Below are 14615 nucleotides of genomic sequence, written 5' to 3'. Positions count from 1 at the left end.
CCGGCTGCCAGATCAGAAACCAGCCGGGGCCCTCGTTCAACCGGCCAAGGCTGATCCCCTTCGGCTGGCCAAGGTCGGGTAGCTACCGGCTGGAATCGCGGTGTAGGCGCGCACTCCTCCCCTTCCGGGAGGCGGTCAGGGTTCGAGTCCCTGTCGATTCACCGATCCCGATGCAGCAGCGCATCACACACAGACATCTGAACCGGATGGTCCGGTCTCGTCGGGATTCCAACTTCAGAGGGGGGTGGGCTCGTGCCTCGTGCCAAGAGTGTCTGCTACGTCAGCGGCTGCACCAAGGTCACGGTCCGCTCTGGGCGGTGCGAGGAGCACGCGCCCCCGGCCCGCAAGGGCTGGGACCGGAAGTCCGCTCGGAACAAGGCCCGTCCTGGTGACTGGTCGTCTCGCCGAGCCCGGGTGTTCGCCCGCGATCGGTTCACCTGCCAGAAGTGCGGCACCAGGGAAAACCTCCAGGTCGATCACATCGTTCCGGTGAGCCGTGGAGGCTCCTGGGAGCTGGACAACCTCTGGGTGCTCTGCGGCAAGTGCCACGCGCTCAAGACGTACTACGAGGACCGCACGTAGCAGAGGCCCCCGTTGCCGCCGGGGGCCTCTACCCGTACGGCAGGTCCTTGCTTACACCAAGGGCCTGCGAAGTCCCCGTTTGAGCCAGGGACTTCGTCGAGCGGCCTCTTCAGCCTACCGACCAGCCGCCTGTCTGACGGCTCGTTCACCGACCCCGAAGCCCGGTCTCTTCAGAGGTCGAGGCCGGGTTAGTTCATTCATGGAGTGATGATGCGATGACCGCCCCCGATCTCTGGGCCGTCGAGTACGACCAGGAGCAAGTCCCCCTCCGAGGCCGTCGCCCCTCGAAGGCCGCGCTCAAGCGCGAGTGGCACAGGTCCGCGGTGGTCGAGCTGGAGGAGCTGGGTGAGCTGTACGGGGTCTCCCCCGAGCTGCTGAAGGGGGCGATCTGATGACCAGGCGCTTGGAAGGCCAGCAGTACCAGGAGATTCAGCGGGTCTGGTCGGACTTGGTTCGCTACCGACACGACCCCGAGGCCGTCATGACCATCGTCCGAAACGCCTCCATCACCCCCTGGCGTATCCAGAGGGGTGGTTCCTGATGGCGTCGCGACGCGGGCCGGCACCGAGCCCGAACGCAATCCGGCGCAACAAGGATCACGCCCTCGGTGAGAAGAAGCTCTCGGGCCAGGCCGGGGAGGGCAGGGAGCTGCCGAAGGCCCTGGGGATCTCGACGGCTGGGGCCAAGCGCTTCTGGCGCACGTGGGCCGCCTCCCCCCAGTCCGAGGACTGGATGGAGACCGACTGGGCTGAGCTGGAGATCGTCACCAAGCTCGTGGACGCCTTCTACCTGGGTGACATGAAGTACGCCGGTGAGATCCGTCAGCGGGTCGGCAAGTGGGGTGCAACTACGGAGGACAGGGCGCGACTTCGCATGTCCTTCGACCAGTCCGTTGAGATCGAGAAGGCCCAGGAAGGGCCCAAGAGGCTCACAGATGAAGACATGGACAAGGAGCTTTTCAAGCTGCTTTCAGAGGGTTAGAGGTGATGTGCCGTGGCTCAGACGGGCAACCTGCCCAAGGGAGTTCCGGCGCCGAACGAAACCCTCGGATACCAGATCATCAGGTGGGCGCAGAGGTACATCGTCCAGCCCGACGGTGATTCCGCGGGCGAGCCGTTCAAGTTCACACCGGAGCAGTTGAAGTTCGTGCTCTGGTTCTACGCCATTGACGAGAGCGGGGGGTGGAAGTACTCAGCCGGCACGCTAAGGCGTGCTAAGGGCTGGGGCTTAGGGCAAGACCCCGCTCCTCGCTGCGTTGGCGATCGTTGAGTTCATCGGCCCTTGCCGGTTCTCACATTGGGATGAGAACGGGATGCCGGTGGCGAAGCGTGTGCCGCTTCCGGTGGTTCAGCTCGGCGCCACAGCGCTCGACCAGACGCAGCAGACCTTGGACATGATCCGAGGCATGTTGTCGGAGAGTCCGGCCGAGAAGGAGTACGGCCTTGAGATCTCCAAGAGCATGGTTCAGTTCAAGTCTGGCAAGCCAGGAAGCATCTCTCCGAAGGCCACTGCCGGCCGAACAAATGAGGGCAACCGGCCATCGTTTTGCGTGATGGACGAGGTACATCACTGGGTGGGAAGCACGGGAGGCCCGGACTTCTACCAGACCTTGAAGCGCAATATTGAGAAGACAACCAAGGCTGGTTCTAGGTGGGTTACCACCACCAACGCGTTCAATCCGAACGAGGATTCCGTAGCGCAGATCATCTTCGAGTCCGACATGGTTGCACAGGGCTTCTGGCTCTATGACTGCCTCGAAGGCTCGATCGAGGTCGAGGACATCCGGGACGAGGAGAAGGTCCGGGCCGCGCTCATCGAGGCGTACGGCGATGCTCACTGGGCGGACATCGACGGCCTGACCAAGACCATCCTGTACGACCGTACGACGCCGGATTCAACGTACTGCCGGTTCTTTTTCAACCAAATCGCTGAGTCCAGCGACGGCTGGATGAACAAGGCCGAGTGGGATGCCTGCGAGTCCATCAACGACATCAAGCCCGGCGAGCAGATAGCCATTGGCTTCGATGGGAGTGTCCGCGGAGACGGCACAGCCTTGGTCGGAATCCGCCTGCACGACGCCAAGTTGTTCACTCTCGGGCAGTGGCTCCGATCAGAACATGCCAAGGATGATTGGGAAGTTGACGTACTTTCCGTCGAGGCCGCGGTGAAGCGCGCCTTCGAGACCTACCGGGTTGAGTGGATGTACGCCGACCCTCCCTGGTGGCAGGAGAACATCGGCCGGTGGGCGGTCGAGTGGGGCGACGACTACGTCTTCGAGTACTGGACCAACAAACCCACCAGGATGGTTCAGGCCGTCGAGCGATTCCGCACGGCCGTGATGGTCGGAGACCTCTCTCATGTCGGGGAACCCGAGATGACTCGCCACGTCCTTAACGCAGTTGTGCGGGAAGTTCCGCAAGGCGATCTGATCGTAAAAGACTCTCCTCGATCCAAACGCAAAATTGACATCGCGGTGGCTGCCGTACTTGCACTTGAAGCACGCGCTGACGCGATTGCGGATGGACGTCTCCAGATCAAACGGAGGCGAGTAGTCGGTTTCTGAGCCCCGCTCGAAAGGGGCCCATATGCCTACTGCTGCGCTGGATACTCCTGGTTCCGATGGAGTCCTTTCGCCTCCAAGTTCTCCGCAGATGTGGATGGACTACCTTGCGTCGAAGCTCGCTTCCCGATCCGGCACCTACAAGCGGTTTGGCGAGTATTACGATGGCAAGCACCAGAAGATGCTGTTCGCCCAGTCCAAGTACAGGACCGAGTTCGCTCACATCTTTGAGCGGTGGAACGATAACTTCTGCGGCTTGATCATCGACAGCGTGAACGAGCGCATGTTCATCGACGGGTTCCGCCTCTCGGAGGAGCCGACCGAGGACACGATCGCCCGTGAGATCTGGCAGCGGAACAGGCTCGACTCAGAGTCCAACTCGGCACACCTGGACGCGATGATCCAGGGCGCTGCCTACGCAGTGGTGTGGGGCGAGGACAAGGGGAACGGCACCAAGGCCGTTATCTCCATCGAGTCCGCAGAACACATGGTCGTTCAGTACAGGCCGGGATCACGGCACGAGATCGAGGCCGCTGCGAAGTATTACGTGGACGACTGGGGCCGCAATTTCTGCACCCTGTGGTGGGGCGACAAGGTCTACACCGGAGATTGGAAGATCGGCGGTTACTCGATCGACCGCACGGAGGCTAACCCGCTGGGCCGGCCTCCCGTGGTACCGATTCAGAATCGTGCCCGCCTGGTGGGCGAGCCCATGTCGGACCTCTCCACGGTCATCCCCATTCAGGACGCGATCAACAAGACGGTCGCTGACTCTCTCGTGGCAAGCGAGTATGCGGCATGGCCACAGAGGTACGTAACGGGCCTAGAAATTCAAGAAGATGAGCACGGCAATCCAATCGAGCCTTTCAAGGTTGCGGTGGACAAGTTGCTCCAAGCTGAGGACCCCGCTGCGAGCTTTGGACAGTTTGCCGCCGCCGACCTCAGCAATTATGTGGATTTGGTGGACATGCTGACCATGCACATGGCATCGGTCGCGAGGGTCCCGTTCCATTACATGCTGAAGGGTGGCCAGCCCCCGAGCGGTGACGCCATCACCTCTGCGGAAGCCGGCCTCGTCTCCAAGACCAAGGAACGGATGCTGCACTTCGGTGAGGCATGGGAGGCCATCATCCGTCTCGCCATCGAGGTCGAGAAGGGGAGTCCCCAGGAGGAATACGAGGCCGCGGAAGTCATCTGGCGTGACCCCGAGAACCGCACCGAGGCCCAGCACATCGACGCCCTTCTGAAGCTCCAGCAGCTCAACGTGCCGAAGCAGCAGCTCTGGCAGGACGCTGGCTACACGCCGTCGCAGATCGCCCGCTTCAACCAGCTCCTTGAAGAAGAGGCCCGCACCGAAATGGAGCGTGCCGACAAGTACCAGACCGAGGCCCAGAAGCAGGAGCTTGCCATCGCCCAGCAAGGCGCCAATGACCAGTCGGCCATGACCGCCGCAAAGGCCAAGAAGGATGCCGCGAAGCCTCCGCAGGGCAACTCTGGCAACGCGAACCGTCAGAGGTTCGAGAAGTAGCAGAAACGTTTCCTCCGCAGCTCCCGAAACGGGGGCTTTTTATTTACCCGACAGGTTGGGATGTGACATTCCAACTTGATCCGAAATGGATGATCCGCATGGACGAGAACAAGAACGATCAGGTTTCCCCCGAGGCCGGTACGGATGGGGATGGGCAGCCGGATGCGGCGGCGCTTCAGGCGGAAGTCGACAAGTGGAAGGCCCTCTCCCGCAAGAATGAGGACCGATTTAAGTCTGCTTCTCAGGAGCTTGAAGGCTTCCGACAGTCCCAGATGACTGACACCGAGAAGGCCATTGAGGCCGCCAAGGTGGAGGCGCGGAATGCGGCTCTCTCCGAGGTGAGTAACAAGCTCGTGAATGCCGAGCTGCGTGCCGCTTCCTCTGCGGCTGGGGTGGCCCTTCCTGGTGCCGAGTACCTGAATCTCGGCTCGTTCATGGACGAGGACGGTAACCCGGACTCCGCCCGCATCGAGGCATTCGTCACGTCTCTCCCTAAGTCCGGTTCGGGTGCGCCTTACGCGCAGAACATCGGTCTTGGTCGTCAGGGGAGCCCGGCCGCCGGCCAGCTCACCCGCGAGGACCTTGCTCGCATGTCTCCGAGGGAGATCAATGAGGCCCGTGCAGCGGGCAAGTGTGACGCCCTCATGCGGGGAGAGATCTAATCTCTTTTTTTGCCATGAGGTTGGGATGTGATACCAGCCTCTCCACTCACGGGCCCTTCGGGGCCTTTTTTTATGTCCAAAAGAGGTAACTTATGGCTGGTAATGACTTCACCACTCAGGCAGCTTCCGGTCTTCTGACTGGCGGCCCTGCGGGCGCCGACCCGACTCTCAAGGGTCACGGCGTTTTCGTTCCGGAGCTTTGGACCGCTCAGCTTCTTCAGGACCTTGAGGACAATCTCATCCTCGGTTCTGCGGAGATCACCAACCGGAACTACGAAGGCGAGTTTCGGCGTGAGGGCGACCGCATTCGTATTCCGCACTTCCTCGACACGGTGGAGGATCGGGGGCTGATCAAGGCGTACGGCGAGATCGGCGACAAGGACCATGCGGCCCTTGAGTACATCCCGATGACCGTGGGCAAGGGCTCCTCGTTCCACATCGAGATTGACGCCCTCCACCAGCTCCAGACCAAGGGCGGCATCGATCTGATGTCGGAGCTGGTCCGTCAGCGGGGCCGCCAGGCCGCCGTCTCCATCGATCGGATGCTGGCCAAGACGCTGCTTGCGGCCATGGCGGGCAAGGACCTCAACGGGTCGGAGGACATGGACGCAGCGCCTTCGAGCCTTCCGGCCCTGCACGGCAAGGTGGACTCGATTGAGGATGCCGAGTTCGACCCGGCCGCCGAGGTCGGCGTCTACGACTACGTGGTTGCGATGCTGGAGAACCTGGACCTGAAGAACGCTCCGGACTCGCGCTATCTGTTCATCTCGCCGCGGCTGCGTTCGCTGCTGCTGCGTGACGCCAAGTTCATTGACGCCTCCCACTGGGGCGCCAACGCGGTCATGCCCTCCGGTGTCATCGGCTCCATCCTGGGCGTCCAGGTCCGTGTCTCCAACACCCTGGGCAACAAGGCCCCCGTCAAGAACACCCTTGTGAAGGGCCGACGCCACGACGCGCTCAACTCCGTGGACATGTTCATGGGCTCCACCGCAGCGACTTCGCTCGTCATCCCGTTCGCGCAGATGGAGGCGTACAAGCCCGAGAAGTCCTTCACCGACGCGATCAAGAGCCGGGTCATTTACGACGCCAAGGTCATCCGCCCCGAGCAGCTGGTTGTGGCGACCGGCGTCGAGGCCGCGATGAAGGCGCACAACGAGAAGGTCACTTCTGGCGGCACCCCGGCCCCTTCGAAGTAGGGCGCTCTCTTTTTTGGCCCGAAGTTGGGATGTGACACATGAGTATCACTGCCGCGGACATCGAGGTCCGGATCGGGCGCAAGATCGAGGACGACGAGCAGCCAAGGGTGGAGGCGTTCATCACGGACGCCTCCGCCCTCGTGGCGGACTACTGCGGATCGGGCTACCGCGAGGACTCGCCCGGCATTCGGGCCGTCATCTGCGCCGAGGTCATCCGCTGGCTAGCCGTATCTCCAGGGATCGTGTCGGAGAAGGTTGGCGACGTGGCAGTCGAGTTTGGCTCCTCGGCCACCACGCAGTCCCTCTCCCCCGCTGCCCGTACTTCGCTCAAGCGCTACCGACGCAAGCTGGCCTCCGTCCCCCTCCAGGTCGATACACCGGCCTGGGACGGGATCGTGGTGGGGGGCCGATGAAGCACCTCTTCACCGACCCCGTTCGCGTCCTCCGGGCCGACATCATCAAGGACGGGCCATACGCCAAGAAGCGCGACTGGAAGAACGCCCGGACGGTCTTCGAGGGCCTGGCCTGCGTTCAGCCCGACCGCGCCTTTGAGGTCCGTTCCCCGGAGCGCGAGACGGCCCAGGAACGGTTGCTCGTCTACCTGCCGGCCCGAACGGATGTGGACTCCGCCGACCGCGTCGAGTACCACGGGCTGACCTACGAAGTAGACGGTGATCCGCTGGAATGGCGCCACCTCTCCCTTCGGCATGTACGCATTCGAGCTTGGAGGGTGGAGCACTGATGGCCGCTCGATTCAGGCTCGTCCTCAACGAGCACGCGCTAGAGCAGGCGATGTCTTCAGCGGAGACCGCGAAGCTCCTGTCCCAGAAAGCTTCCGAGATCGCTGCCGCCGCTCGGCATGACGCCCCGAAGAACAAGAAGGGGTCGTGGAACATGTACTCCCGCTCCCTGTCCAGCGCCTTCACGTCCTCATTCAGGGTCTCTTCAAGAAGCCTGGTGAATCTCTCCTTCTCCTCGACCTGGACGAGGCAACTTCTTGGACTGAGACCAACCATCTTCTTGCCCGGATCAGCGACGGCTTGGAGCTGTCGAACTACCTCTTCATCAAGGCCAACTCCTCGGAGGAGGACGACCTTGAACCTCCGAAGCCACTTCCCCGGCCGGGCCAGGTCGCTGAGGAGCCGAAACCCCAACTCGCTCTCGCCTCCGGCGAAGAGGTGGCTGATTTCTTCACCCACTTCGGCGATCTCTAGGAGGCTGTATGGCTACACGCGGAAGGGCACCGGTCAAGGTCGGTTCGGGATACCTCGAAATCTTCCCCATGCTGTCCAAGACGGCAGTGACGAAGATGACGAGCGATCTCGTCCGCCAGATGAAGGCAGCGGGCGAGGCCGCCGGTCGGCAGTTCACCAAGGGGCTGACGGGCATCGCTTCCGCCACCGCCAAGGAGGCGAAGAAGGCCGGGCGGGCGACGGAGCGGGAAGCCGTCGATACCTCCAACAAACTTCGCCAGATCGAGCGGAGCCTGACTCGCTTCCACGGCGAGGAGGCCGGTAAGCAGTTCCGCGCCTACCGGAACTTGGCCAAGCAGCGCGAGCAGCTGGAGGAGGGGACCTCCCGGGCGACGAGGAAGGCCATCAACGAGACGGTTCAAGCGAATCGTCAGGCCACTCAGGAGACGCTTCGGGAGGCACGGCAGCAGGAGCAGGAGAAGGCGCGTCTGCGGCGGGAATCCATGGCGGAGAACCGTCGTCGCATCCAGGCCGAGAGGACTGAGGAACGCGCCCTGGCCGCCGAGGTCCTGCAAGTGAAGCGGGAGGTGGCTGCGGCTGCCCGTCAATCTGCTGCCGAGCAGAAGGCCGCAGAACGGGACCTGGCTGCTGCTGCACGCCAGCGGCTGGCCGAGGAGCGCGCCGCCCATCTGGCCCGTAAGGGCTTCCTCCAGGAGGAACTTCGGGGACTCCAGCAGACCCGCTCCACCTACGCGGACGTGATCGCCAGTAACCGGCGCCAGATAGCCACCTGGGACCGCGAGCACCGCGCCTCGACCCGTTCGGCGGGTCAGCAGTGGAAGTCGCTCTCGCAGTCCACGGAAACCTACGGTCAGAACCTGGAACAGGTCGGTCGGAGCATCACCCAGAACCTCGTGATGCCACTGGCCGCGGCTGCGGGTCTCATGACCAAGATTGGCGCTACCAGCGCCGATATGCAGTTCTACTCCTCGGAGGGCCTGAACCGCGCCGGCTTCAACCAGAAGGAAGTCGCCAAGGGCATTCAGTCCATTCAGGACTTCGCCGTAAGTACTCCCTTCAGCTTGGAGGACATGACCGACAAGTTCTCGCAGGTTGCTCGCAACTTCGAGAGCTACGGCAACTCGACCTCAAAGTCTCTGAAGAAGTCCGAACTCCTGATCAAGGGCATTGCGGACTACGCAGCTTCCTTTGGTGTCACGAACCCGGAGAAGGTCAAGGGCGGCATGTTGGCCGCGGACATGATGATGGACCAGGGGAAGCTCTCCACTCGGTACCTCCGTCAGTTCGTTCGCGGCACCGGAATCCCGATGAATGAGATCGGCAAGATCGCCGGTTACAAGGGCGGCCCCGACTTCCTTAAGGATGTGCAGGACCCCAAGGGCGGCGTGAACTCCCGCGAGTTCTTCGACAAGTTCATCAAGGCGTACCAGAGTGCTCCGGGCGTCAAGGGGTCTGCTGAAGCACTTGGCACTGGTTCGATCGGCGGTCATTTCACGGCCGTCAAGGAGCAGGCCCAGTTGAACCTGGGCAAGTTGTTCGGGCAATTCAACGAGGACACGGGAAAGTTCGAGTGGACCGAGCTGGGCCAGAACACTCACAAGCTCGCTGAACGTCTCGGTGAGCTGGTTGAGGACCCGGACTTTCAGAAACTCGCCGGGGGCATGTCCGGGAACCTGATCAAAGCGATCAACCTTCTCCTGGGCGGGGTTGAGGAGACTGAGGCTTTCCTCAACGACCACCCGTGGGCGAAGAACCTCGTCGTCGGGGCCGTCAAGGTCGTGGCCGTCATGGGGCCTCTGGCCATCGCGATCGGCCTGGCCACCAAGGTCATAGGCAAGGTCGGAAAGTCCTTCCTTCCCCTGATCAAGCTCTCTGGTGGGCTCGCCAAGGGAGTCCGCGGTGCGTTCCGGACCGGCAATCAGTTGCTCTCCGGTGTTGCGGCTGGCCGGGGCAATTTCCGTGAGACCTACCGGCAGCGTCGTGCCGACTACCACGACGGGGACGACCGGTCCCTGGCTCGACGGGGTCTGGACCGGATGCGTGGGCAGGACAGCCGCTCGACGCAGCTCAACGTTCAGACCAGCGAGGCCGAAGCCGCTTTGCGGCAGGTGGATCAGAAGATCCAGGAGATCCAGAACCGCATCCGCAACCTGAACCAGGAGCGGCTGACGCAAGTCGCTGCGGAGCTGGGCGGCGAGGGTGGCGCGTCGGTTCGCGGACGGGCCAGCAGCGCTGACCGAGAGATCAACCAGACCCGCACGTCGGTACGCGAGCTGAACCAGGCCAAGGTGTCCGAGCTGGGCGCGCGGCTCCTCACTCTCAAGGACAAGGCCGAGACCGCCGAGGCGCACATCAAGCAGGTCCGCCAGGCCGTGATCCGTCTCAACGACGGCAAGTTGGGCTTGGTCCGTCAGCAGGTGCAGTACCTCAAGGACAAGGCCGACACCGCGAAGCGGGGCGTCCATGCCGTGTCGAGTGAGGTGAAGGACCTCAACGGCCGAAGCCTGGGCTCGATCAAGTCCAAGTTCTCGGGCTCTCTGACTCCTGCGATCAAGGGCTCCTATGCGCAGGCGAAGGACCTGAACGGCAAGATCAAGGACATCAACGGCCGCGGCCTGGGCTCGGTGACGAGCAAGGTCCGTACGTTGCGTGACGCGCTCGATCAGGCCGAAGGCAAGGCCGGGGGGCTCGGCGGCAAGTTGGCCGAGGTCAACCAGCTCACAGGGTTCGGTGGATCAGGCGGTGGCAAGCACGGGAAGTCGAAGCCGAACAAGCACGCCCTTGGTGGTGTCATCCCCGGCTATGCGCCGGGCGTGGACAACTACCACGCGCTTCTCTCTCCGGGAGAGGCGGTTCTCAGGCCCGAGGTCGCCAACGCCCTCGGTTCCGACACCATCAACTCCTGGAACGCTGCTGCGGCCCGAGGTCACATCACTCGACATGCGAAGGGCAAGGCAGGTAAGGGTTCGCCCAAGTCCGGTACATGGCCTCTCTCCATCCTGGAGGAGCTGACCGACATCGTGAACGTTGGGCCCGGAATCGGAGCGTTCACGGGCGGCATCGGCATGGCTGGCGCGGGTCAGGGGATCGGCGGCAAGACCGGCTCGAACGTGCGCCGTTGGGGCGCTCAGGCGGGCGGTGATGGCGCCGGCCGCCTGGTCAACAACCGCTTCGGCAAGATGAAGGACTTCATTCTCGAACGGGTCCCCTCGTTCCTGACGAAGGCTCCAACCGGCGTCGGTAACCTCATCGGCATCGCCGCGGGCGGTATCGCCCCGACTGCTGGCCAGCTTTTCTGGGACGACGTTTGGAAGGGCGAAGGCAACGTACTTCAGCGTGGCGGTCAGTTCACGACCGACCTGGTGAAGTCAATTCCCAAGATCCTGAAGGATCTTGTATCGAATCTCTGGGATTCTGGCACCGAAATTGTCGGTGCCCTGAAAGATGCGATCTCCGATCCGGCAGGCTTCCTCGATGGCGCGCTTTCGTCAGTGAAGCAGATGTTCACGGGAATAGTCGATCAAGTCCGCGAGATGGTTCGCCTACTTGACGCGATCTGGTCAAATCCCTCCGAATACGCCGAAGAGGTCTTCGACCAATTCATCGTTCGAGTACGGGACTTGATGCCCAACACCAAGGGTCTCTTCCAGTTCGCGGACGGCGGGATCGTTCCCGGCTACTCGCCGGGCAACGACCGCGTCCACGCGATGCTGTCGCCTGGCGAAGCGGTCCTGCGTCCGGAGGCGGCCCGGTTCCTGGGTCACTCGATGGTCCGACAGCTCAACTCTGGCGCGAAGAAGGGCTCTCTTTCTGCGGCCCCAAAGTTGGGATATGACACTCCTGTCCCTGACGCGGAAGCGTACGAGGCGGCGGCAGCGAAGATCCGGGCAGCGCTCGATTCCCTGAGCAAGGCCGTACGGGCTCACCGCGCGTCGGCCACGGCCGACTGGGACCAGGTGGCTGCCAAGGTCCGCACGGCCGTGGACAGCGGGATCAAGCCCGCTCAGCAGCGCTGGATTCAGCACATGCAGGGGCCTCTGGGCCAGGCCGAACGGGCTCTACAGGGCACCAACCGCGCCGTGTGGTCGGACGTTCAGTCCCAGGTCGGCTCGTCGGTCTCCCACGTGTCCAGCTCCCTGACCCGGCTGCGGTCGAACCTGGACAGCACCAAGCAGTTCTTCGAGTCGGCCTCGGGCCGAATTCGGGAAGTGTGGCGCTCCGCGATGTCCTACGTGGACAGCTCGACCAGGAGCACGGTGAACGGCCCCTACAACCGGGGCGCCGTCTCGATGATGTCCGCCATGGCGAAGCTCGCTGGTACCAGCTCCCCACTGGCTCCGGTGCACTTCGCGACCGGTGGCATCGTGCCGGGGTACCAGCCCGGCGTCGATACGGTCCCGGCGATGCTCTCTAAGGGCGAAGGTGTTCTTCGTCCGGAAGTTGTTCGCGCGCTCGGTGCAGAAACGATCCTGCGCTGGAACGACCAGGCCCGTAAGGGCGGCCACGTCTACGCCAACGGCGGTGTCGTCGGTCAGAGGAACTGGCCGGGACAGACCGGTGGGGACTGGGTCACCAAGCACAAGGACGACGACTACGAGGGCTACACCGCCGCTTTCAAGGCGGGGTGGAAGGCCGTCGTCAAGCCGATGCTCGACACGGTTTCCCGCTCCTTCGGCGTCTCCGGTGACCTCGACCAGCGGGGGTTCGAGAAGGCCCAGCCGTGGGCCGAGAAGTGGACCAGGTGGGTTGATGACCACACCTCTGGCGGCGGCCAGGTCGTCAAGGTCGCTCTGGAGGAATTCCGCACCGAGGCCCCGATGGTGGGCGGCGCCAAGTACAACCTCGGCAACGGGGAGAGCTGGTGCGCTGACTTCGTCTCGTACGTCGTCGACAAGGCCGGGGCCAATGCGTCCTACGGGAACTCCCCGAAGGGGGCACCGCAGAACCGCTGGCCGGCTGTCGCGACCTGGAACGCGGCCATGCGTCACGTTCCGGTCTCCGAGTCACAGCCCGGTGACCTTCTGACGTACCGGGGCAACGGTCACATCAACATCAAGACCGGCTCGGACGACACCGTCGGCGGCAACGAGTCCAACTCGCTGAAGCGGGCCCGAGGTTACTGGCGGAATGCAACCGCGGCTCTCCGGCCGACTGGTGGAAACACCTCGGGTGACGGTCCTGTCCTGAACGCGTGGCCAGGCTCGATTCCGAAGTTCTCGGGCACGCTCGGTGGCGGAGTAGATAGCGATATCGCTCAGGCCATCGCGAAGGCCATGAGCCTCACTGGCGTGAGCGGTTCCAAGTGGGCCGATGGCATCGCGACGATCATTCGCCGCGAGTCCGGAGGCAACGCGAGGGCCGTCAACAACTGGGACTCAAACGCGAAGGCAGGCAACGCTTCTTCAGGGTTGATGCAGGTGGTCCCTTCGACGTTCAAGGCGTATCACCAGTCGGGTACGTCGTGGAACATCTTTGACCCGGTTGCGAACATCGCTGCCGCGATCAACTACATCAAGTCCCGCTACAAGGACATCTCGAATGTCCAGCAGGCCGACCCCAGCAAGCCGCCGAAGGGCTATTGGACCGGGACGAACTTCGCGTCGCCTGGTCTTGCCCTCGTGGGCGAGAAGGGGCCGGAGTTGATCAATTTCCGTGGCGGTGAGCGGGTCTACAACCACGGGGAAACCCGAGACCTTCTCGGTTCCCGTTACGAGATCCACATCCATGAGGCCAAGAGCGAAGACACCACTCAGGCGGTGATTCGCGGCCTCAAGTACGTGGAGACCATGTACGGCATGTAAGCGGTAGCAGCGAAGGCCCCGACCGGATCGGTCGGGGCCTTTGTGCTGCCTGAATCAGACGAGGTGTTCTATGCCTGTTCCGGGATATAGGTTGCCCGCTTGGGAAGACAACTCCCCCATCGTCGGGATTCCGCCTTCCCCGGACCACTGGGGGCATACGCGGGTCACGATCACCGGAGGCAACGGCCGCGGTGAGGAGATCCCTCTCACCGACTTCTCTGGCCGGGCCTGGCCCGCCATCTTCCTCCAGGACGGCGCCTCGGGCCTGGACATGCCCCCGATGGAAGTCTTCTCGGACACCAGCCCCAACCTGGACGGCGGCTTCTTCCGTTCCACCAGCGCGAGCGAGCGCCCCATCATGCTGCCGCTGTACCTGTACGGCGTGGACCGCCGCACCATCCTCAATCTCAAGCGTCAGCTCTCCCGCGCCTTGAACCCGAAGAACGGCTACTGCCTTCTCAAGTTCACCGAGGGCGACGGCACCTCCCGCCACATCACCGCCTACTACAAGGGCGGCATGGAAGGCAACGAGGGCGCCGATAGCGCCGGGTTCACCTGGTGCCGATACGGCATACAGCTCGTGGCTTTCGATCCCTGGTTCTACGGAGACCGAGACGTCGTAGCCGAGTGGAAGACGGGCGTCGGAAAGGTGTTCCTCAAGGGGGCCGGCAGTCCGTTCCTTCCTCTCGATGTCAGTAAGGGGACTATCTCTTCCCGAGGGGTTCCCGTCTTCAACCCTGGCGACATTGAAGCCTGGCCGATCTGGGAGATCGAGGGCCCTGTGCGGTCCTTCACGATCTCCAATGAGGCCGGGCAGAAGTTTGGCATCAACTCGAAGGACTCTTCTGGTGATCTGCTCGCTTCCGGCGAGACGCTGACGATCGACACACGTCCCGGATACAAGACGATCCGGAAGGACAACGGCGAGAACTTCTGGCCCAAGCTGGATGTGAATCCGTCCATGTTCCCCATACCTGCCGGGGAATCCAAGGTCAACGTGCAGATGAATCCGGGCGCCTCTTCCGCGGTCCTCCGCCTGAAGTTGTCTCCACGGTACGAGACCTATTAGGAG

Annotated in this window: 12 protein-coding genes; all 12 read left to right on the top strand. The window is 63.0% G+C overall.

The annotated features are described in order from the left end of the window. Positions 1-252: 252 nt before the first annotated feature. A complete protein-coding gene (locus ACZ4MU_RS33000; RefSeq protein WP_467883223.1) occupies positions 253-582 on the top strand; it encodes an HNH endonuclease in 330 nt (109 codons plus the stop codon). Between the two features lie 215 nt (positions 583-797). Beyond that, positions 798-974 (top strand): hypothetical protein, encoded by a 177-nt coding sequence (locus tag ACZ4MU_RS32995; RefSeq protein WP_467883222.1) that lies wholly within the window; start codon positions 798-800, stop codon positions 972-974. Between the two features lie 148 nt (positions 975-1122). Further along, positions 1123-1563: a phage terminase small subunit gene (locus ACZ4MU_RS32990; protein ID WP_467883221.1), complete on the top strand. Its 441-nt coding sequence runs from the start codon at positions 1123-1125 to the stop codon at positions 1561-1563. 274 nt (positions 1564-1837) lie between these two features. Next, positions 1838-3145, top strand: a complete 1308-nt coding sequence (locus ACZ4MU_RS32985) for a hypothetical protein (protein ID WP_467883220.1) — start codon at positions 1838-1840, stop codon at positions 3143-3145. 94 nt (positions 3146-3239) lie between these two features. Then, entirely contained in the window at positions 3240-4670 is a 1431-nt protein-coding gene (locus ACZ4MU_RS32980) for a phage portal protein (protein WP_467883219.1), read from the top strand. Between the two features lie 98 nt (positions 4671-4768). Continuing rightward, a complete protein-coding gene (locus tag ACZ4MU_RS32975) occupies positions 4769-5332 on the top strand; it encodes a hypothetical protein (RefSeq protein ID WP_467883218.1) in 564 nt (187 codons plus the stop codon). Positions 5333-5664: 332 nt separating this feature from the next. Then, positions 5665-6528: a phage major capsid protein gene (locus ACZ4MU_RS32970; protein WP_467883217.1), complete on the top strand. Its 864-nt coding sequence runs from the start codon at positions 5665-5667 to the stop codon at positions 6526-6528. A 38-nt stretch (positions 6529-6566) separates the two neighbouring features. Next, entirely contained in the window at positions 6567-6941 is a 375-nt protein-coding gene (locus ACZ4MU_RS32965; protein ID WP_467883216.1) for a hypothetical protein, read from the top strand. Next, positions 6938-7270: a hypothetical protein gene (locus tag ACZ4MU_RS32960; protein ID WP_467883215.1), complete on the top strand. Its 333-nt coding sequence runs from the start codon at positions 6938-6940 to the stop codon at positions 7268-7270. Before ACZ4MU_RS32965 ends, ACZ4MU_RS32960 begins: the two co-directional genes overlap by 4 nt. A 145-nt stretch (positions 7271-7415) precedes the next feature. Continuing rightward, positions 7416-7742 (top strand): hypothetical protein, encoded by a 327-nt coding sequence (locus ACZ4MU_RS32955; RefSeq protein ID WP_467883214.1) that lies wholly within the window; start codon positions 7416-7418, stop codon positions 7740-7742. 8 nt (positions 7743-7750) lie between these two features. Then, entirely contained in the window at positions 7751-13543 is a 5793-nt protein-coding gene (locus tag ACZ4MU_RS32950; protein ID WP_467883213.1) for a transglycosylase SLT domain-containing protein, read from the top strand. Positions 13544-13634: 91 nt separating this feature from the next. Beyond that, positions 13635-14612 carry a phage tail family protein gene (locus ACZ4MU_RS32945; RefSeq protein WP_467883212.1) on the top strand — a complete coding sequence of 326 codons (978 nt, stop codon included), beginning with the start codon at positions 13635-13637 and terminating at the stop codon, positions 14610-14612. Positions 14613-14615 lie beyond the last annotated feature (3 nt).

It is taken from the genome of Streptomyces sp. NPDC026377 (assembly GCF_055567715.1).
This window is presented reverse-complemented; position numbering and strand designations above follow the sequence as displayed.

What these genes read in the sequence shown, in the direction of transcription:
- ACZ4MU_RS32995 (WP_467883222.1), top strand. Translation starts at nt 798, where the DNA reads ATGACCGCCCCCGATCTCTGGGCCGTCGAGTACGACCAGGAGCAAGTC.
- ACZ4MU_RS32990 (WP_467883221.1), top strand. Translation starts at nt 1,123, where the DNA reads ATGGCGTCGCGACGCGGGCCGGCACCGAGCCCGAACGCAATCCGGCGC.
- ACZ4MU_RS32980 (WP_467883219.1), top strand. Translation starts at nt 3,240, where the DNA reads ATGGACTACCTTGCGTCGAAGCTCGCTTCCCGATCCGGCACCTACAAG.
- ACZ4MU_RS32975 (WP_467883218.1), top strand. Translation starts at nt 4,769, where the DNA reads ATGGACGAGAACAAGAACGATCAGGTTTCCCCCGAGGCCGGTACGGAT.
- ACZ4MU_RS32965 (WP_467883216.1), top strand. Translation starts at nt 6,567, where the DNA reads ATGAGTATCACTGCCGCGGACATCGAGGTCCGGATCGGGCGCAAGATC.
- ACZ4MU_RS32960 (WP_467883215.1), top strand. Translation starts at nt 6,938, where the DNA reads ATGAAGCACCTCTTCACCGACCCCGTTCGCGTCCTCCGGGCCGACATC.
- ACZ4MU_RS32950 (WP_467883213.1), top strand. Translation starts at nt 7,751, where the DNA reads ATGGCTACACGCGGAAGGGCACCGGTCAAGGTCGGTTCGGGATACCTC.